This window comes from Actinomycetota bacterium (genome assembly GCA_030650795.1).
In the GTDB taxonomy this organism is placed as follows: domain Bacteria; phylum Actinomycetota; class Actinomycetes; order S36-B12; family S36-B12; genus UBA11398.
Window position 1 is genome coordinate 211,817 of sequence record JAUSDJ010000040.1, and the last position, 19,243, is coordinate 231,059.

Consider the following 19,243-nt stretch of genomic DNA (forward strand, 5'->3'; position numbering starts at 1 on the left):
CTAGCGGCGCTATCCGACGAACTTCAGCTTGGCCCCGGCGAATGCTGCCATGCGAAGCAGCACTGCTCCGTGACTGAAGCGGGAGATGTTGGTCTCGCCGTAGCGGCGCTCCTTGTAGTGCACCGGCACGTCGCGAATGCGCAGACCAAGATAGGAAGCTCCGAATAGCAAATCGAAGTCACCGAAGGGATCGAAGTCACCAAATACTTCCCGGTTGGCAGCGATGCGCTCGTAGTCCTCGCGGCGCAGCACCTTGGTTCCACACAGGGTGTCGCGCACCGGTTGGCTTAGCAGGAAGCTGAACAAGTAGCCGAAGAACTTGTTGCCAAGCAGATTGAGAAAGCGCATGGCTTTGGCGTCCATGGGGTACACCAGTCGAGAGCCGTTCGCGAACTCGCAACTGTCGTCGCGTAGTGCGTCGACGAAGCGCGGCAGCTCTTCTGGCGGTACTGAAATGTCGGCGTCCAGAATCATCAGAATGTGGCCGGTTGCCGCATCAAAGCCGACACGCACGGCGTCTCCCTTGCCCTTGCCGGTCTGCTGCAAGGCCTTGAGAGTCATCCGTGGATCGCCTGAGTACTCAGCGACTGCCTGCTGAATGACATCCCAGGTGTCATCGGTCGAGTTGCCCTCGACAAAAATCAACTCTTGGCGATCGGCCATTATCGGGACGCGATCGATGAGCTCTCGGATGTGTCCGGACTCATTGCGAGCGGCCACGATCACACTCACCGAGCTGAGTTCCTCGAGTTGCTCCTGGATTGGCCTAGCCACTGTCACGCGAATCAGTGAAAACCACCGAAGAATGGGCAGGGGGGCGAGCCAACGGTTGAACACGGTGGCAATGAGTGGGATCCGCAATGGCAGCAGAACTCCGTCGAGACGTTTGATGACTTCAAAGCCTTCAAGGGCCAGCATGTTTTCGACTTCGACCCAAGGGACGTAGTTCTCGCCCTCTGCTCGAGTCTTGAGGTGAAGCAGTTCGGCAAGTTTGATGATCGGTCGCCATAGCCGGTTATAGGAAACGATCACGACTCGCGAACGTCGCCCGCACCAGTCATTCACGGAGGACAGGATCGGCTGGATGTCGTAGACCTCGTCGAACAGCATGCTCATCAAGACATAGTCAGGATCCGGAATTGGCGGTTCGCAAACCTCCTCGATGGGGATCTCCCGGAAGTCCAGCTCCGGGCTGGCCTTGCGGGCTGCCGCAATAGAGATCGGGTCAAGATCAATGCCGACGCCAACTCCGGGGTGGCAAGCTCGAAGAGTTGAGCCATCAGCGCATCCGATGTCGATGACCTTGGAACCTGCAACTACTTGGGAGGCGACGAGTTTGTCGACGAGGCTGTGAAAAAAGCGACTCCGGCTGCGCCGATGAGCCGCCTCAGAACCATGCGACTGGGCTGAGCCCCGCCGGCTCTCCACGTGCTCGGCACCTTGCGCGCTCACAGAGTCCGCTCACTCTGGTCAACGAGGAGCAGGCAAGATCGCACGGCGACACTGTACTTGTTGGAAGGCTTGGAGGATTGCTGCAGGAGTGGTGGTGACAAGGCTGCTTCAAGCTGTCGAAGTGTAGGGTGATTGGCATGTCAAAGGCGGATCACCAGCCGGGACAAAACACCCCGAGCTGGCGGTCTGAGTTATGACAAAGGCCACCGATCAAGCCCCGCAAATCTTCGAATGCACGCTGCGCGATGGCTCATATGCCGTCGATTTCGCCTTCACTGCTGACTTCACAGCCAAGGTGGTCGGAGCACTCGCCGAACTCGGATTTCCGTACATCGAGGTCGGTCACGGTGTAGGTATTGGCGCCCACACGAGAGGCATTGAAGCCGCCGCGAGTGATCTTGAATACGCGCGTGCCGCCGCCTCACAGGCAGGCGATCAGAAGTGGGGAATGTTCGCGATTCCTGGCATGGCCGATGTGGAAGAAGTCGAGGCAGTGATTGCCGAAGGCGCTGCATTCATGCGCGTGGGCATGGATCCTGATCGATTCAATGAGGGCTTGCGTTTCATCGAGAAGGTTCGATGGGGCGGCACTCAGGTCTTCGTGAACTTCATGAAGTCGCATGCGCTGAGCCCCGATGAGATGGCCGCACGCGTGCGCTTGCTGGAAGCCGCGGGCGTTGACGGTGCCTACCTCGTTGACAGCAGTGGCGGCATGTTGCCAAGTGAGATTCGTGACCGGGCAAATGCGATGCGCTCGGCGTCAGACTTCCTGCTGGGCTTCCACGGTCACGACAATCTCGGGCTTGCCACCGCGCACGCATTGAGCGTTGCTGATTGTGGCTTCGACATCATCGATGCGACCTTGCAAGGCCTGGGACGCAGCGCTGGCAACACCAGCAGTGAGCGTTTCATTGGATTAATGACGCGTCTGGGCTGGCAGCATGACTACGACCTCATCTCGGTATTGAAGGCTGGCCAAGAACTTGTGCGCCCGAAAATTCCGCAAGCGGGCTACTCAGGCCTTGACACACTCTCCGGTGTCTACTTCTTCCACACCAGCTTCCTGCCGCAGCTCGTCGAGGTTGGTGAGCGCTTTGGCGTCGATCCTCATCTGCTGATGCAAGGGCATTACGAGATGCGCCAGACGACTCCCGACATCTCCCTTGACCAAGCAGCCGAGGCACTCGGCGGGATCGCGCGCCAGATCGACGGCGATCCACTCTCGCCTGAACGGTACTTCGGAGTTCCAGAGACCGGCAGTCCCTGATTCAATTCGGCAATAAGGCTGGATCAATTGCCTGAAGCCACGCCTTCAAATTGCCCCCAGCGAAAGCATCGGCAGTAGTACTACCCAGTTCTGGTACCACATCGTCAAGGGCCGAACGCAGCTGGGCGTAGGTGCACTCGGGGCCATCCGAGCCCAAACTGATGGCCCTTGGCGACGTGCTTGCGATCTCGATTACGCGTGCTCGCACCGGATCCGGATACTTCGTCAGCGAGAGGCTGAAGTCCAACAGGATTCGCGGATTCTCAGCAGCGAGCTCGGCGAATGGTGATGGGTCCAGGACACCGGAGTGCATCGTGATGAAGTGCGCTTCGGGATGCGCGGCAATCGCGTCCGCCATCTGCGCCCGCGCATCATCTGGATCGATATCTGAGTTGTACTCCGGGTAGGTACATAAGGCCACGGCCAGGCCCCGATGCACACACTCGCCAACGAGCATCGGCAGCGCAGCCATGGTGTGCTCATAGCCAAGCAGCCGCGGGTGGATCTTCACGATGCGATAGCCGCACTCTTGGATCTCATCGAGATCTGCGTCCAAGGCCGGTCCTGCATGATGCGTACTAAGACCAGCCACCGGGATCAGCGCGCGGTGTGGTGCGCACAACTCCATGAATCGGTGGTGTTCGTAGTCGCCTACACCAGGAAGCCCGATTGCCAGCGCGGCCCGCCATCCGGAGTGCTCCAGTTCGGCCGCAAGTGCTTCATGCGTGATGCCAACTCGACCTTGAGTCCATTGACCATCACAAGTCGGATGAGCACAGGAATCCATCAGCATCCGGATCACGTGCCTTCGGGGTAGCCGAGGCAGCGCATGGCTTCGGCTTCTGCCAAACGGGTCGCTTGCTCAGTGGCGCCGACGACGATGATCGCTCCCGCACGGTCAGCACTGGATCGTGGAACAGCACCTGGCTTTGTGATGTGCTCGGCACGCGTCAGTGACAGCCAACCTTCAACCTCGGGGGCGACTTGCGTTATTGCAGAAGGTGGAGTGAAGGGCAGGAACCGCAAGCTTGCACATCGATCGTGAAAATCCCTGGGGGCCGCGAGTGCTGGCATTCCGAGCCAATGGCGCAACAGCGCCTCTGCCGGTTCGAAGCCGGTGAGGAACGGAACGATGATCCCGCTGATGCCACCACCTCCTCCGCGCAATGCAATCTCGACGAGAGTGACGCCGCTCTCTCCGGCAATGAGTTCGGCGTGCACGATGCCGGTGTCGATGCCGAGTGCGGCAACGACCCGAAGCATCGCACCGAGTAACTCCTGCTCGACATTGGCGAATGTCGAAGGCAGGAAGTCGCATCGCTCGTCAAGGCAGGGGTTCAGCAGATAGTGCGTCTTGGCTGAGATGGCCAAGGGCATCAGCACCCCGCTTTGCACGAATCCGTCGACTGAGTATTCAGTGCCGCTCACGGCTTGCTCTATCAGGACGCCACTGCCTGACGACTCCTCGAAGGCCTCAGCGAGAAGTGGAAGATCGGCAGCAGAGTTGATGAAGCTCACCCCCCGACTTCCCTGGGATTGCAAGGGTTTTACAACCACTGGACCGCTTTGCTCACCGATGAATGCGTACGCCAGATCGGCATCGGTCTCGTGGCGGAACCAAGGGACGAGGTCAGGCGCGGCATCTGCCAAGAGCTGGCGCATCACCAATTTGTTGGTGCAGGCTTCAACAACCGCAGGGTTCTGACCTGCCAGACCAAGCGCCACGGCAAGCGCAGCTGCAGCTCGCGCTGCGTAGTCGGATTGATCGGAGAGCACTGCGTTGATATTCATTGATGCGACTGCCCGTGCGATGTCATCGGTCTGCATTACGTCGAGGGCGATCCACATATCGGCAAGTGGAATGCCAGGCACATCTGCTCGGGGATCCACGAGCACGACATCTGCACCAATGCGTCGACATGCAGCGATACACGCCAGTTGGCCCTCGGCGCCACCGAGCACGACCACTCGCCTGGTTGGCGTCATTCCGAACGCCTGATACCTGTGTCCTGACCGATCACGCCTACAGGCCGCTGACTGGTGGCCTTGATCAAGGAACCGAGATAGAAGCCGAGGATGCCGGTGCTGAGCATGATGGTTCCGGACATGAACAGCACGGCGACCATGATCCCTGCGAAGCCGGCTTGCTCGATGACTCCGGTGAACCTGAGCACGACGACGGCGAGTCCCAACAGAGCAGAGCCCGCACACACGATCAGTCCGAAGAACGCTGCAATCTTCAACGGAATGGTGGAGAAGGAGACGAGCGCACTGGTTGCAAGCGCAAATCTGCGGCGAAGCGAATAGCCCGACTTTCCATGAGTGCGCTCATGTCGCACTACCGGCACTGTCGTCATCGGGAATCCGAACCAAGCGATCATCCCGCCGAAGAACTCGGTGCGATCTGGCAAGGCAAGAAAGTGATCGATGACGCGACGAGACATGACTCGGAAGGTGCCGGTGCCAGGCGGCAAGCCGACGCCAGTCAGTCGAGTGAAGACTCCGTAGAAGAGCTTCGATGACCAGCGGGCGCTGCGCGTGCCCACAGGATCTGACCACTGCGCGAGCACGACGTCTGCCCCAGCGTGCGCGGCCTCGAGCATTCTTGGAAAGTTCGATGGGTCGTCTTGCAGATCGGCATCCATGGTAAATATCCAGTCCGCGGTACTGGCTTCCAAGCCGACAGCAAGTGCGGCCTGTTGTCCGAAGTTCCTGGTGAGGCGAAGTCCGCGCAATCCTGAAAAGCGCGGAAGCAGGGCCTCAACCACTGCCCAGGTGTCGTCACCACTGCCGTCGTCGACGACGACGACCTCGTAGGTCAACTCTAATTCTCCAAGCACTGCATCGATTCGCTCCACCAGAGTGCCGATGGTTGCTGCCGACCAGTAGAGCGGAATGACGACGCCGACTTGCGGGACGGTTGTTGATCCAGTGCTTGCGTCCGAGTTCACGGTGCTCATCTAGACGGCCCCCGCCTTCGCTGTCAAGGTTGCTGGCCCCTTGCTGGCCACCACGAGGAACCCAGTTGAGATGTTCTCCCCACCTGGCATGTGACGGAACAGCAGGTCGAGGAATTTCAGTGGCGACAACAGGGTCATCAGGATCAGTGCGAGCCATCGCTGCAAAGGAGCGATGCCAAGACTCAATGGGATCGACAGCCATTCTCCGAGCACCCAGACAAGTCCGCTCGTTGGACCAAAACTCTCCGTCCGCACAATGGTGAGCGCGTTCAGCGCTCGCTCCAATCCTGGACGGGTAAAGCGTTGAAAGTCATATGGGGCCGCATGGAAGCCTTGGATAAACGGTACAAACACGTAGGCCTGCCCACCGGGCTTCAGCACACGGACCAGTTCGGCAATGGCGGCATGTGGGTCTGGGACATGCTCGAGCACGGCGATGCTGAAGAGCAGGTCGATACTGTCGTCGGCGAAGGGCAGCCCATCGACCGAGGTGACGACATCGACATTGGGATAGGGCATCAGATCGACGTTGACGATGCCATCCATGAGACGGGTGTTGCCCGAGCCCACATCGACGGCAAGCATCGATGGGGTCATCTGCTTGCGAAGCCGACGGCGCTCGGAGATGAAATGCGGGAATACCGGACTGAAGATGTCGATGAGAACGCCGTACAGCTTGTCGTGCACTTTGAGGCGCGATTTGAGTGAGTCAGTTGCATCACCGGTGACAACGACGTCTTCACCGCCAAACCACCATTTGGATCCGGTGAGTTCCCAAGTGCGTCCGCATTGGGCGCAGCGTCGGGTAGCACTGCCGCGACCTTCCAGTGGAGTGCGGCAATTCGAGCAGGTCAGCGGCAGATCGAGCAGGGCTCGCGGCCTAGCGAGCTCCGCACTAGCCATCGCAATCCTGCCTCGCCTGTTCTGAAGTCGCCACTGGGCGCCACAGCACGTAATTGCCTGCGGCGATGCAACTATAGGAGGACGGGAATGGACGTTGAGTCACAGCGAAGAGCTTCTGCATGGTGAAGGCCACCGCGCTCTGGGCGCCCGGATCCAGCACCGAATTGCGAGTAGTGAGAATCCAACTTCCATGGAAAGGAAAGTCGCGGTAGGGCTCGGTGAGATGAAAGTCCGTGATGTCGTGCGCAGCGCCGTAGCCGAAGATCGTCAACTGCAAGAAGTTTGGAACTTTGCCCCCAAGGGCGTACCCAAGTGCTGGATTCCATGTGTACGAGATATCGATAAGCGGAGTGCCCTCCTGCCATCCCGCGGCCTGGGCTTGTTCACGCAACCCTGCGATCGTGCTCGCCAATGCCGGATCGAGCATCAGTTGGGCACCGTGTGAGCCCACAACTGTTGGCAATTGCTGGTCAGCGAGGGAAGCTGAGCGGTATGGGTAGCGCCAACCACTTGCAATTGCTGCCGTGGCAAACAGCACTGTTGCCACGAGCACCGCCGTGGCAAGCAGTACTCGTTCGCCGCTCAATCGCGGACGAGCGATGCAGAGGGCAGCCGCCAGGAAGGTCAGGCCTGACGCCACTGCTGCTTGTGCGTAGATGCCATTGCCGGAACCGAAGGAGAAGACGAAGGGCAGCAGCGCAACAAATATGACGATGACCCAGCGGAGGCGTTGATTTCTTATCGACTCTTGGTCTGATGAGTGATCGATTGATGACATTCGCAGCCCCAGCAGGAGTGCGCTGACGAAAATGATGGTGCTCGCCGTCATGAGTGGCGCGTGTGCCAGCCCGATCGCTTCCCCCGTGGGATTGAGTACTCGAATCGGCACTCCAGCCACCGCGAGAGCAACGACGACGCAAATCCCAAAGCCAGCCAGCCTGACCAGCAGCCACCGAGCCTTGGTGATCACCGGAATGATCAGGATGACCAAGCCGACCATCAGCCCCAGTGCTGGACGGTCGCCGATGTCTGCGAAGCCCGTGGCAATGTCTCGAGGAAGCAGCAGCGATGCGCGCACGGCGTAACTGCTCGTTTGCAATGGGTCGGGGGCCGGCATCTGCAAGGCGAGATGGAAGATTCGTGTGAAATCTGTCGGCCAGAGCCGAGTGAGGACAGCCAAGATCAGCCATACCGGTAGCAGAGCCACGTTCCACACTGCCCAGCGCGCGGCGACTCGCCAGCCCGAAGCAATCAGCAGGAGCACAGTGGTCAGCACAAGCATCAACGGCAAGGTGGTCGGCTTCGCCGGGAAGGTGACGAACAGTGCTGCAGAAGAGCAGGAAGCAAGCAGAGCTGGCACCAGTCTCGTCTGTTCCTGCCCGCGTTCGCGGTTCAACAAGACAAGCACCGCAGCGGATGACAGCAGAATCCCGACGATGTTGAGCCAGTTGTAACTCGGGGTGCGCAGCATCGATGAGTAGTAGAGAAGCGAGCCGATCGCGCTCACAACTGCAGCGATGATCACGAACCATCGCGCGGGGCTTCGCCAGTTCGGCAGGGGTCCGCGAACGATGGTGCGGGCTGCTGCCCAACCCAGCCAAGCTGAGCAGAGCACCAAGACAACGGCACCGAGAGTGCGGAAGGCCGAGATGTCGTGCCCTACGAGCCAGAACAGTGGGCGGGTATGCCATCCGAAAGGGAAGCCCCAAGCGGCCTGAAGATTGGGTGGGTCCGCGGCAAGCAGATAGAGGCCCTCGTCGCTGAGATCCAGACCGCGAGAGTTGCCGAGCACCCGCTCAAGCGCAAACCACAGCACCGCGATGCCGACGACCGCTCCCATGAGAAAAATAGCTGGGCGTCTCCACCGGAGAGCCTGAGCACGGCCAGGGGAGATTGGCTCGGGCGCAGTGGTCACCGCCGAATCATGCCAACAGGAAAGGACGTGGACACGGGCGGCGCGCGAAAGGGGAACCCTGCTCAGATGTCAGTTCCCGATACGCTGCGTTCGTGGTCGGCTCTGGGCCTAGGGTCTCCGTGGTTCTGCCGGTCTACAACGGTGCTGAGCACCTGGCTGAGTCAATGGAGTCGATCCTCGCGCAAAGACTCCAGGAATTTGAACTCCTGATCGTCAATGACGCCTCTGCCGATGGCAGTTTGGCCATTGCCCTCGCCTATCAGGATTCTCGAATCCGGGTAATCGACCTCGAGCACAACATCGGTCTGGCAGCCGCGCTCAACATTGGCATTGAGGCAGCCTCCACTCCCATTGTCGCTCGACAGGATCAGGACGACATCTCTGATCCGCGACGCCTAGAGAGACAGCTTGCGGCTTTCGATCTCAATCCGGGCCTAGTCCTGGTGGGCACGTGGGCCCGCATCATCAGCCAGAGCGCCGATGGCGATTGGACAGCCAGCGGATCTCACCGGCACCCGGTGGCTGATGATGAGTTGCGCTTGCGTCTGCTTTGGAACAACCCGTTCGTACATAGCTCTGTCGCCTTCCGTCGCGACGTCTTTGTCCAAGCGGGTCGCTATGGGACGGACCCGATTCTGAGTTGGCCCGAGGATTACGACTTGTGGGTGCGAATGGCGCCCTTGGGTGAGCTCGCGAACATTCCTGAGGAATTGCTGACCTATCGCCAGACTGCTGGCGGCATGTCAGATGCGCACCGCGACCGCATCCGCGACGGAGTCGTGCGTATTGCGAGCGCGAATCTCGCGATGGCTTCGGGGATTGAGATCGACAATCCAGATCTGCTGGGGCTCGCTCGTGTGCTGAACAGCGTTCCTGCGAAGTCAGTGTCGCCACTACAAGTTTGGCGACGCGTCCGAATTTTTCAACGGGCAGCCGCAAAAGTTGCGCCAGGTGGAGCACTCCATCTTCTTGCGGTCCGCGCCCGCTGGGCCAGCAAAATTGCCATCCGATCCCTCGATCCGCGGTGGGGTACCCTCGATGAACGTTGATGCGGCCCGAGTGCGACGGAGCAACCCGGAGGATGTGAGTTGTTGAGGCCTTGGACGTCTGTTGCCGACAGCCTTGCACTGTTGCAGAAGGCCGATCGTCGCAAACTGGGACTCGTCACCGGCATTCAGATGCTCTCGTCGCTGCTTGACGCGGCAGGAGTGGCAGTCTTCGGCATCGTCGCAGCAATGGCCACTTCGGCCGTCTCGGGAACGCCGCTGCCAAGCATGGTGAGTTCTGTTCTTGGCACGTCTGACTCCACTCCAGACGAACTCATCAGCAGCGCGATTCGCCTCAGCATCGTCGCCGGATTTCTCTTGATTGCCAAGAGCATTGTCAATGTGCTGCTGACTCGGCGAGTGCTGCGCTTCCTGGCCTACCGTCAAGCGATTGTCTCTGGCCAACTTGCATCGACCTTGTTGGCTCGTCCGCTCATTCAGGTGCAACGTCGCCAGAGTCAGGAGACTGCCTTCGCTTTGACGACCGGAGTGAACTCAGCGATGCTCGGGGTGCTGGGGCAGGCCGTGACCGTCTGCTCAGAACTCAGTTTGCTTGGAGTACTCGCGCTCGGCTTGCTGCTGCTGGATCCGGTCGTTGCCTTGTTTGCGGTGGCCTTCTTCGCAGGCATCGCATTCATTTTGCAGCGCATCATGTCCAGCAGAGCCCATCGACTTGGAACGACGAATTCAGAAGCCGAGGTAGCCAGCACCGCCTTGGTTCAAGAGTCGGTCTCGACCTACCGCGAAGTGCTCGTTTCGAATCGGCGTAGCCTCTATGTCGAGCGCTTCCAGGCCCTGCGCTGGACTGCCGCCCAAGTGCAGGCGGATCTCAGTTTGATGGCCTTGGTTCCCAAGTACGTCTTCGAAATCGCACTCATCGTTGGCGCGGGTCTGCTCGCCTGGTCCCAATTTCTGCTCAAGGATGCGTCGGCGGCGATGGCGACCATTGCTGTATTCCTGGCCGCCGGCTCCCGTGTGGTGCCCTCGATGTTGCGGCTACAAGGGGCGACTCTCGGCATTCGCATCACCAGCGGCATGGCCAAGCCCACGATTGAATTGGCCAAGGAACTCGCAGCAAGTCCGACGAGGGACATGTCTGCGGATTCGTATGCAGTTGTCGGGATCGATGAATTGACGCGACGGATCCGCGAGGGTTACCCAGACTTCCAAGCCACGATCCAGGTCAAGGAGATCACCTTCTCCTACGACACCACAGGCGCACCGTCCTTGCACGAGGTCAGTCTCGCTGTCACGCCCGGTTCATCAGTTGCGCTCGTCGGGCCGACCGGCGCGGGCAAATCGACCCTCGCGGATGCAATCCTCGGGGTGGTGCAGCCTGCTGAGGGGTCCGTTCTCATTGGTGGGCTCCCGCCCTTGGAAGCCGTGAGCAAATGGCCTGGCGCACTGGCCTATGTACCTCAGGCCGTCGCCATTGCGGCCGGAACCATCCGGCAAAACGTTGCGCTCGGACTCCCCGCAGGCTCTATTGATGACGATCGAGTCTGGGAAGCCCTGAAGTCCGCTCGGCTGGATGACTTCCTCAAAGATGCCCGTCAAGGACTCGACACGATCGTTGGCGAATCGGGAGTTCGACTCAGTGGCGGTCAGCGGCAAAGGCTCGGCATCGCACGCGCTCTCTACACGCGGCCGCGCCTGATGGTGCTCGATGAGGCTACGAGCGCTCTCGACGCTGAGACCGAACGCGCAATTGTCGACACCCTTCAAGAACTCGAGGGCGAAGTCACCATCGTGACAGTCGCGCACCGATTGGCAACTGTTCGACATTGCGATCTCGTCGTCTATCTCGAAGCCGGAAGAGTCGTGGCGCAAGGCAGTTTCGACGAAGTCATCGCGGCAGTTCCAAATTTCGCGCAGCAGGCGCATCTGCTCGGACTGTCGTAACCCAAACGGTGATGAGAGTCCAAAGATGATCGAATCGCTGGTCATTGCTATCTGCACTCGAGCTCGCCCAGACACTTTGACTCGCCTGCTGTCATCTCTGAAATCTCAAGATTGGCCAGCTGAGGTGAGCGTTCTGGTTGTCGATAACGATGTTGCGCAGTCAGCGAGATCTGTGGTCGAAGATTTCGCGCCGAGTTTTCCCGTTGCACTCGACTATCTGACTCAAGAGCGTTCGGGATATTCCTCTGTGCGCAACACGGCTCTGGATCATGTCGCAGTCAGCACGGCGGTCTGCTTTATTGACGACGATGCGGTGGTTCCTCCAGCTTGGGTGCAGGAGATGCGCGCGCAGCAGCTTGAGCACCCATCAACCGTGATCCGATCGCGATATCTCCATGTGCCATCCGTGCCAGTAGAAGACATTGCACTGCAACCTCTTGTTGACGCGGTCAACATCACTGAACTCTCACCGGCGGGCACAAGCGGATTGTTACTGCCAGCGAAGGCATTTGCCGAGGTTCGCTTCGATCCTTACTTCGACCTGGCTGGCACAGAAGACATGGATCTGTTGGCTCGAATGAGTGTTCTTGGGTTTGTAGAACTGATCGCTGACACCGTCGTGATCGAAGAGGATCGAGTGCGACCGCTCGCTTGGTCGCAGCAGCGCGAGCTGGCGAAATGGAATGGGCGGCTCGCAACGATCGCAATGGCGCACCGAGGATCGCCGACTCTTGCATTCCGCGCTCGTGCCTTGCTGAGTTCCGCATGGGCGTTGTGCAAATCCATGGTGCGCCTCATTCTGGGAAGGAAGCAGGCCGGGCATTCCTATCTCAACTTCGCGGTCAGCCGATGGGGCATGGCGACGGCTCCCTTCAAGCCGCCAGCCGAATTGCCAGCACGGCCAGTGTTGTAATCAAAGAGTTCTAAGAAGGACGCCGGACACTGCGACTTATCTGTGGCAACGACCACACAATCTGGCGCAACTGCGCCATGAGCAAAGACTCATTCCTGCTGCGTGCCAAAGCGCGTCGCGACCTCGCCACGATGGCGCGGGTCGTACGCGGGATTGCCCGGGCCCGGGAGACCTGCTGGGAGTGCACGCGGTACCGCAACAGTGGCTCTGTCATGTTGTCCAACTCGCCTCGCGTCGCCAAGCGCAACCAAAGCTCGTAGTCCTCGGCGTTGGTCGCTCCCTGGTCATAGCCACCGACCTCAAGCACGCTTGTGCGTCGGAACATGACACTGGGATGAATCAGCACGGTCTTCCACCGCAGACCCTTGAGCGAGTCGTCACCGCTTGGGACCTCACGGATGCCGATCGCAGCACCGTGCTCATCGATGACGGTGGCCCAGCAGCCGACAGCAACGACAGTTGGATGCTCGTGCAGAAAGCGAAGTTGCTCAGCCAGTCTGGTCGGCTCCGGGATGTCGTCGCTATCCTGACGAGCGACGAAGGGGGCGGTGCAGGCGTCCAGACCTGCATTGAGCAGGTGCTGAAGATTGGCGCTGCTTGGCATCGACACGATCACAGCATCAGGCACTTTGTTCAGGATCAGGGCGGTCAATTCGCTCGCTTCGCCGTGGACGACGGCCACCAGTCGCCATTGGCGATGAGTTTGGGCGAGCAGGCCGTCCAAGGTCTCAGCCAGCCAGGGGGCCGGCGCCCGGGTGGGAAGCAGCACATCGATTGCCTGCGGAGCTGCGACACCTGCGCCGTCGTTCGTCATTTCTTCGGTCATGTCTGGCGGAAAGCCGTCGCGGCATCGATGACGGTGTTCTGATCAGCGTCGCTGAGGTCATAGAACAGTGGCAGCCGCACGAGGGTGTGCGAGGCCTCGCTCGCGACCATGCAGGCGTGGTCTTCGTGCAGGCTCAAGCCGATGGGCGATTCATGCAGCGCCTGATAGTGAAAGACCGTTTGCACTCCACGTTCGTGCATGTGGGCAATGAATGCATCTCGTCGTTCCAGAGACTCCAAGCGCAGATGGAACATGTGCGCCGTGTGCGTTGACTCGTTCGGAATGCGCGGCAGGATCACGTTCGTTTGGTCAGCCCATTCAACGAGTCCATCTTGGTATCGATTCCAGAGCAGCAAGCGCTGATCCTGGATCTCATTGAAGCGCTCGAGTTGTGCAGTGAGGATCGCCGCAAGCATGTCGGACATCACCCAGCTGGAGCCCTTGTCGACCCAGGTGTATTTATCGACCTGTCCGCGAAGGAAGCGTGCGCGATCGGTGCCTTTCTCGCGAAGGATCTCTGCGCGTTCCACAAGGGCTGAATCGTTGATGATCAACGCTCCGCCCTCACCGCAGGTGATGTTCTTGGTCTCGTGGAAGCTGAGAGTCGACATCGCACCGAAGGTGCCAAGAGTTTGACCCTCAAAGCTGCCACCGAGTCCGTGTGCGTTGTCTTCAATGAGTCGCACACCGTGATGTGCAGCGAGATCTGCAAAAACCTTCGGGTCAGCGCCGACGCCTGCATAGTGAACGATGCAAATGGCCTTGGTGCGCGGGGTGATCAGCCGGGCGACGTCTTCAGGATCAATGTTGAGGGTGTCAGAGCGACTGTCAGCAAACACCGGAAGCGCGCCATTCCACATGAAGGCACTAGCCGTTGAAACGAAGGTGTACGAGGGCACGATGATCTCGTCGCCTGGCTGCAGATCGAGCAGTCGTGCACTCATCTCAAGGGCATGCGTGCAACTTGTCGTCAAGAGCGCTGTTGCCCCGCCGTGCAACTCGGAAAGAGCGGCCTCGGCCTTGCGAGTGAACGAGCCATTGCCTGAGATCGAGCCGTTGGTGATCGCCTGCTCCATGTAGGAGCGCTCATTGCCATGGAATGAGGCACGGTTGAACGGGATCACGCGCACTCCGATGCACTGCGTAGGGGCGACCCAGCATAGGCAATTCGCCCTGGTGACCACCGGCAGATCTGTGCGAGCTTCACTGCTGACCAAAGCTTGAGTCGATGGTGATCCATTGAGGTGGGCGCAGATCGTGTTCGTCCAGCCCGGCTTGATCCAGCCAGGGAGTTGGGCACACGACAGTGGTCGTTGCCGGATCGGCCAACCAAGCGCCCCACCAACTGAAAGAGCTGTTTGCGGTCACCACGGCCGAAGCCTGTGACATCAGTTCGATGCTCTCGGCCTCATGCGCTTGCGGTGGCGAATCGACAACTAGTGCCTGCGCGGCCAAAGGCCCTAGAAATGCCCGGGCCGCTTCAGGTTCATCTGAGAAGATCACGACCGGCTCGCCACTGTTGCGAAGGCGTGCAAGTGCTCGCGCGTAGTAGGAAAGCCCCAGCAGGCCGTGATAAGCGGAGTTTCGCGCCTGCAGGTAGTCGCCTCGCCGGACGTGTACGGCGATCCACGGTCCGAGCGAATTGAGGAGGTCCGTGGTCTCGTCGAACCATGCTGAGTGTGGAATGCGGTTCAGGATGTCCTGCCGCAGTTGATCCTGCACATTGGCGGAATACCTCCACGATTGGAAGTAGCCGCTGAGGATTGCGCCCCGATGGAGTTTTTCAAAGCGGGGGTCGTAGGCGAAGCCCTGTTGTTGGAAGGTGCGCCCCACCGAGATGCCAGGCAATCGCCGTCGCAGTGCCGCGCTCCATCGTCCGGACTCTGCGGCTGTTCCAGAGTCGACCACTTGCGCGGGATCCAACAGCCATCCCAGCGCAAATTCGCGCAGGGTGTCGTTGGGGTTGAGCCGTGCAAGCGTTGCTACGTCAACGAACATCGGGCATTCAAGGCGGCCCGCCGCACCGCGAGCTGCTGCGTATTGAAAGAGTTGATTGCCTAGACCGCCCACGAGATTGGCGGTGATGCCAAGTCGGGTGGGATCAGCGAGTTCGTTCATTGCCCTTGTCCACAGCGATGATGCGCGCGTGTAGATCGGTGATGTTGGGATAGCCAATTGCGTAGCAATACTCGCTGCCAAGAATGGTTGTGGCGTGGTGTGAGAAGTACCAATTGAGGTGGCTCTCGTCATGCCAGACGGCGATGACGCCAGAGTCGAGATCGGTGCGAGTGCGCTTCGCGAGTTCGCCGATCATCGACACCAACTCATAGTGTCGACCCATCCAGGTACCACCGCACACATAGGACTTCCGCAATGTCCGCGGAACATACGCGAGCGATTGGTGATCGGACTCCCAACCACCGAGGCCACCTGCGAGCGCTTTGAGTCGGGCATCGGCAATGGCCAGGCGAGGCTTGCGGAGATACAAAGCAATGCGATGCCAGAAAGACGGACGCCGGAATCCAGGGTGGCGCACAAGTGCGATGCCGTTATTCCATTGCTTCGGATCTAGTTCTGCACCCACGTCTTCAACCAGCAGCATGTCGGCGTCCAGATGCAAAAGCAGATCCTCGCGCAGATGCTCCTGGTGGGAATTGAAGATTTCGTAGCGCAGAAGCGTGGCTTCGGGCCAGCCAAGCGCGTCGATTTGGACTGCGTCGACCTTCACGCGCGTGAGTGACTTCGCCATTTCACGCGCGTCCTTTGCTCGATCGGTAAAGACATGCAGGACTACTTCGTGACCTTGGAAAAGATGCAAGTCAGCGCTTTTCGCCATGTCGAACCAGTAGTCGAGATATTGGTTGGTAGCAACCGACACCACTCCGATGCTGTCGAGTTCGCTCATCAGTCGTGGTCGCCGACAGCCAGATTGCGAAGCGCGTCGAGTGGAACGGATGAATCAGCAAGTCCCGCTAGGCAGTCGAAGTCTGCAGCGGTGACAACGGTGTGCGAGATCAGTGGGTGCAGAGGTCGCTCAGCGCTCTCTCCAGTTGCCACAAGAACTTCATCAAGCTTTTCGCCAGGGCGTAGGCCGGTGAACTTGATTCCGACGTCACGGCCCGAACGATGAATCATCTGGCGAGCGACGTCGGCAATGCGCACGGGAGTGCCCATGTCCAAGATGAGAGTTTCGCCGTGCCCACCAAGAACGGATGCCTGAAGAACGAGGTGCACGGCCTCGCTGACTGTCATGAAATAGCGAGTCACGCGCTCATCAGTCACAGTGACCGGACCGCCGTTGGCTATCTGGTAGCGGAAAGTCTCGATCACCGAGCCGCGTGAACCAAGAACGTTGCCGAAGCGGACCGACACGTATTTCGTTCCCGTGCTGGCTGGCATGCCAGAGGTCAGTCGTTCGGTGATGAGCTTGCTGTAGCCGAGCACGCTGGTCGGATCGGCAGCCTTGTCAGTAGAGATATTCGCGAATACTTCGACGCCGCTGGCAAGTGCGGCTGCGAGCACATTGCGCGTGCCCAGCACATTCGTCTTTATGGCCTCTTGCGGGAAGCGTTCGAGCAGCGGCAGGTGCTTGAGCGCCGCTGCGTGGAAAACCATCTCTGGACGCAGTTCGTTGAAGATTTCGAGCATCCGCTGTTCATCGCGAATATCGGCAAGGATGAGATCGGGTGAGGTCAGAGTGCCGCTGCCGTCGAGGGTCAACTGCAGGGCATGCAGACCTGATTCATCGCGGTCAAGCAGCAGGAGGCGTCCGGGTGAATAGCGTGTCAACTGCCTGGCCAACTCTGAGCCAATCGAACCGCCGGCACCGGTGACGAGCACCCGGCGACCGCGGAAGAAATCGGTGATCTGACCTTCGTCGGTGCGAATCGGTCGGCGACCCATGAGATCTTCTTCGGTCACATCTGAGATGTCACCGAGCTTGACCGCTCCACCGACGATTTCGGAGGCAGTTGGAATGACCTGCACCCGCACACCGAGTGGTGTGCATCTGCGGTCAAGCTCTTGGAGTCGTGGCGCGGTGATCTGGGCAATAGCCACGAGTACGACATCGGCTTCATGTGCCGAGACGATCGCCTCGAGCTGATCGATGGTTCCCAATGTGCGCAGGCCAGCGCGACGCAGATGTTGCTTATTGGGATCGTCGTCAATAAAGCCCACGGGTTGGAAGTTGCTGCTGCGCTCGGCCAGCATCAAGGTCGCGATCTGAGAACCGGCATCGCCAGCGCCATAGATCAACGTGCGCGATCCCTCGCGTCGAAGGGCGGTCTGCTGCCTTGCGCTGCGCCAGACAAAGCGTGCCCCCAGCATGCTGGCCCCGGCAATGCCGGTGGCCAAAATAAACGTCGAACGAGGAAACTCAGTAGCGGGGAGGATGAAGGCCATCGCGCTGCCGATGACGCCGACAAAGAGAGTGACCAGTGTGACGCCGAGCACTTCATCAAATGATCCGACGACGTAGCGTCCGCGGTAGAGATGGAACAGCGATCCGGTGATCACATGAAGAATCGCCGCTGCAATACCTGCTAGCAAGCCGATGATGAGGGCGTTGCCCTGTGGCTCAAAGTCGTAGCGAAGGATCAGCGCGATTGGCACAGCGATGATCCAGGAGAAGGCGTCCCAGCTGCTCTGCAGCAGGCGGTGTTGCAGCCACTTGCTACTTCTCACGGACTTCTCCTCGGGAACGCCTGACGTGCTTGTCTCGCGCGTGGTTACCCAAGATACGCATCCCCGCGTTCGCGCGAGCGGATCACGCGCGCAGGAACTCCGTAGGCGACAACGCCAGAGGGAAGATCGCGATCGACGTAACTTGATCCGCCGACCACGGTGTCCTCGCCAATCGTGAGACCATGCTTGAGAACTGCCCCGATGGATATCGCGGTGCGGGCGCCAATTCTGACTCGGCCGCCGGTCACCGCCCGGGGAGCAAGGGATGCGAAGCCTGAAAGTTCGCACTCATGCTCGAGGATGGATCCAGTGTTCAAGAGGCATCCAAAGCCCACTCGCGCCTGATTTGCGACAATCGCGCCTTGCATGATCACTGCCCCGGCAGAAATCTGAGCGGCCGGGGCGATGATCGCCGAAGCGTGAAAGACGGCAGGGAGTTGTTCGACGGGCACGGTGGCTGCCAGCCGCATCCAAGCGCTCTCCCGAGTGGCGTTGTCTCCGATTGCCAGGATCACCATTCCACCGGACGCAAGATGATCCATTGGGATTTCCCGTGTGACGGGAAGGTTGAAGAGCGTGGAACCGAAGTCGTCCTTGCTGGTGAATCCGACTAACTCATAGCCCGCAGAGCGCACCGTCTCGGCCACGCTCACTGCGTGATCGCCGGCACCGACAATCACCGCTTGCCTTGAGCCCATGTGGAGTCCTTTCCGTCCTCGGAGAGGGTAGCCGCTAGCGGTAGGCCACGAAGATGTCGTGCTCGACAGTCCAATTCAGGTCATTTGAGTCGGCCCAGTGCACCAGGAATGAGCGTGAGGGGTAGGCGCCATCTTGCTCATGGCGTTCGCCAAAGCCCCGGAAATCATCGACAAAGACCGCAAGCTGCGGCATCGACGGCAGATGCAGTTGGATGTTCGTGAGTTCCTCACGGATGGGCGTGACTTGCGGTCCGGTATGCGTGAGTCCACCTGAGGCGTGACCGTCGAGCCAGAATGAAACGGGTCCGCTGATCTTGTCCAGGATGCCCGGCAGCAAGTGCTCGGACAATCCCTCACAGACCTCCACGTTCGGCACGCTCTTGAAACGCTCACGTGCTCGTTGGGCCAAGAAGGCACTCGGCTCGATCGTGTAGACGTGCGCTGCCTGCTGTGCGAGCACATGCGTGGTGTCGCCAAGGTAAGTGCCGGTTTCGACCCACGTCCCTCGTGCATATCCATAGCGGCGCAGCACGTTGAGTTTGACGTGCTGCGGTGCTGGAACGCCGAAACCAGTGACTGGCCATAGGGCACGGACTCTCGCTCGCCCGATGCGCACGCGCAGCGACAGTGGAATCAATCGAGCGGCGGAGGTCATCGCACTAAGACTAACGAGCC

At 59.7% G+C, this 19,243-nt stretch carries 17 protein-coding genes; 4 read left to right on the forward strand and 13 right to left on the reverse strand.

What is annotated here, in order from left to right; genetic code table 11:
• Positions 1–9 precede the first annotated feature (9 nt).
• A complete protein-coding gene (locus tag Q7L55_12935) occupies positions 10–1,428 on the reverse strand; it encodes a glycosyltransferase (GenBank protein ID MDO8733455.1) in 1,419 nt (472 codons plus the stop codon).
• Positions 1,429–1,645: 217 nt separating this feature from the next.
• Here Q7L55_12935 and Q7L55_12940 point away from each other — a divergent pair, with 217 nt between their 5' ends.
• Complete coding sequence (locus Q7L55_12940; protein ID MDO8733456.1) at positions 1,646–2,719, forward strand: 4-hydroxy-2-oxovalerate aldolase; 1,074 nt, start codon at positions 1,646–1,648, stop codon at positions 2,717–2,719.
• 1 nt (position 2,720) lies between these two features.
• On the opposite strand, the gene Q7L55_12945 is transcribed toward Q7L55_12940, so the two are convergent.
• From Q7L55_12945 to Q7L55_12965, 5 genes are read right to left on the reverse strand one after another with little or no spacing between them, the layout of a single operon-like run.
• Positions 2,721–3,521 carry a hypothetical protein gene (locus tag Q7L55_12945; GenBank protein MDO8733457.1) on the reverse strand — a complete coding sequence of 267 codons (801 nt, stop codon included), beginning with the start codon at positions 3,519–3,521 and terminating at the stop codon, positions 2,721–2,723.
• A complete protein-coding gene (locus tag Q7L55_12950) occupies positions 3,518–4,705 on the reverse strand; it encodes an ATP-grasp domain-containing protein (GenBank protein ID MDO8733458.1) in 1,188 nt (395 codons plus the stop codon). Before Q7L55_12950 ends, Q7L55_12945 begins: the two co-directional genes overlap by 4 nt.
• Positions 4,702–5,679 (reverse strand): glycosyltransferase family 2 protein, encoded by a 978-nt coding sequence (locus tag Q7L55_12955; GenBank protein MDO8733459.1) that lies wholly within the window; start codon positions 5,677–5,679, stop codon positions 4,702–4,704. The genes Q7L55_12950 and Q7L55_12955 overlap by 4 nt, the downstream gene beginning before the upstream one ends.
• Positions 5,680–6,582: a methyltransferase domain-containing protein gene (locus Q7L55_12960; GenBank protein MDO8733460.1), complete on the reverse strand. Its 903-nt coding sequence runs from the start codon at positions 6,580–6,582 to the stop codon at positions 5,680–5,682.
• Positions 6,575–8,497 (reverse strand): hypothetical protein, encoded by a 1,923-nt coding sequence (locus Q7L55_12965; protein ID MDO8733461.1) that lies wholly within the window; start codon positions 8,495–8,497, stop codon positions 6,575–6,577. Before Q7L55_12965 ends, Q7L55_12960 begins: the two co-directional genes overlap by 8 nt.
• Before the next feature lie 119 nt (positions 8,498–8,616).
• Between Q7L55_12965 and Q7L55_12970 the strand changes: the two genes are divergently transcribed.
• The 3 genes from Q7L55_12970 to Q7L55_12980 are packed head-to-tail and all read left to right on the forward strand — an operon-like array spanning position 8,617 to position 12,358.
• On the forward strand, positions 8,617–9,546 hold the full coding sequence (locus Q7L55_12970; protein MDO8733462.1) for a glycosyltransferase: 930 nt from the start codon (positions 8,617–8,619) through the stop codon (positions 9,544–9,546).
• Positions 9,547–9,585: 39 nt separating this feature from the next.
• Positions 9,586–11,445 carry an ABC transporter ATP-binding protein gene (locus tag Q7L55_12975; GenBank protein ID MDO8733463.1) on the forward strand — a complete coding sequence of 620 codons (1,860 nt, stop codon included), beginning with the start codon at positions 9,586–9,588 and terminating at the stop codon, positions 11,443–11,445.
• A 25-nt stretch (positions 11,446–11,470) separates the two neighbouring features.
• A complete protein-coding gene (locus Q7L55_12980; GenBank protein ID MDO8733464.1) occupies positions 11,471–12,358 on the forward strand; it encodes a glycosyltransferase family A protein in 888 nt (295 codons plus the stop codon).
• A 10-nt stretch (positions 12,359–12,368) separates the two neighbouring features.
• On the opposite strand, the gene Q7L55_12985 is transcribed toward Q7L55_12980, so the two are convergent.
• The 7 genes from Q7L55_12985 to Q7L55_13015 form a co-directional block, all read right to left on the reverse strand.
• Entirely contained in the window at positions 12,369–13,184 is an 816-nt protein-coding gene (locus tag Q7L55_12985; protein MDO8733465.1) for a glycosyltransferase, read from the reverse strand.
• Positions 13,181–14,308, reverse strand: coding sequence for a dTDP-4-amino-4,6-dideoxygalactose transaminase (rffA, locus tag Q7L55_12990; protein ID MDO8733466.1), 1,128 nt, complete (start codon positions 14,306–14,308; stop codon positions 13,181–13,183). Before rffA ends, Q7L55_12985 begins: the two co-directional genes overlap by 4 nt.
• 79 nt (positions 14,309–14,387) lie before the next feature.
• On the reverse strand, positions 14,388–15,302 hold the full coding sequence (locus tag Q7L55_12995; protein MDO8733467.1) for an alpha-1,2-fucosyltransferase: 915 nt from the start codon (positions 15,300–15,302) through the stop codon (positions 14,388–14,390).
• Positions 15,286–16,089, reverse strand: a complete 804-nt coding sequence (locus Q7L55_13000; protein MDO8733468.1) for a hypothetical protein — start codon at positions 16,087–16,089, stop codon at positions 15,286–15,288. Before Q7L55_13000 ends, Q7L55_12995 begins: the two co-directional genes overlap by 17 nt.
• A complete protein-coding gene (locus tag Q7L55_13005) occupies positions 16,089–17,870 on the reverse strand; it encodes a nucleoside-diphosphate sugar epimerase/dehydratase (protein ID MDO8733469.1) in 1,782 nt (593 codons plus the stop codon). Before Q7L55_13005 ends, Q7L55_13000 begins: the two co-directional genes overlap by 1 nt.
• A 44-nt stretch (positions 17,871–17,914) precedes the next feature.
• Positions 17,915–18,568 (reverse strand): transferase, encoded by a 654-nt coding sequence (locus Q7L55_13010; protein ID MDO8733470.1) that lies wholly within the window; start codon positions 18,566–18,568, stop codon positions 17,915–17,917.
• Between the two features lie 34 nt (positions 18,569–18,602).
• Entirely contained in the window at positions 18,603–19,223 is a 621-nt protein-coding gene (locus Q7L55_13015; protein ID MDO8733471.1) for a hypothetical protein, read from the reverse strand.
• Positions 19,224–19,243: the final 20 nt, after the last annotated feature.

Coding starts and splice junctions, on each gene's coding strand:
- Q7L55_13000 (MDO8733468.1), bottom strand. CDS start 16,089: ATGAGCGAACTCGACAGCATCGGAGTGGTGTCGGTTGCTACCAACCAA.
- Q7L55_13015 (MDO8733471.1), bottom strand. CDS start 19,223: ATGACCTCCGCCGCTCGATTGATTCCACTGTCGCTGCGCGTGCGCATC.
- Q7L55_12960 (MDO8733460.1), bottom strand. CDS start 6,582: ATGGCTAGTGCGGAGCTCGCTAGGCCGCGAGCCCTGCTCGATCTGCCG.
- Q7L55_12940 (MDO8733456.1), top strand. CDS start 1,646: ATGACAAAGGCCACCGATCAAGCCCCGCAAATCTTCGAATGCACGCTG.
- Q7L55_12980 (MDO8733464.1), top strand. CDS start 11,471: ATGATCGAATCGCTGGTCATTGCTATCTGCACTCGAGCTCGCCCAGAC.
- Q7L55_12950 (MDO8733458.1), bottom strand. CDS start 4,705: ATGACGCCAACCAGGCGAGTGGTCGTGCTCGGTGGCGCCGAGGGCCAA.
- Q7L55_13010 (MDO8733470.1), bottom strand. CDS start 18,568: ATGGGCTCAAGGCAAGCGGTGATTGTCGGTGCCGGCGATCACGCAGTG.
- Q7L55_12995 (MDO8733467.1), bottom strand. CDS start 15,302: ATGAACGAACTCGCTGATCCCACCCGACTTGGCATCACCGCCAATCTC.
- Q7L55_12955 (MDO8733459.1), bottom strand. CDS start 5,679: ATGAGCACCGTGAACTCGGACGCAAGCACTGGATCAACAACCGTCCCG.
- Q7L55_12985 (MDO8733465.1), bottom strand. CDS start 13,184: ATGACCGAAGAAATGACGAACGACGGCGCAGGTGTCGCAGCTCCGCAG.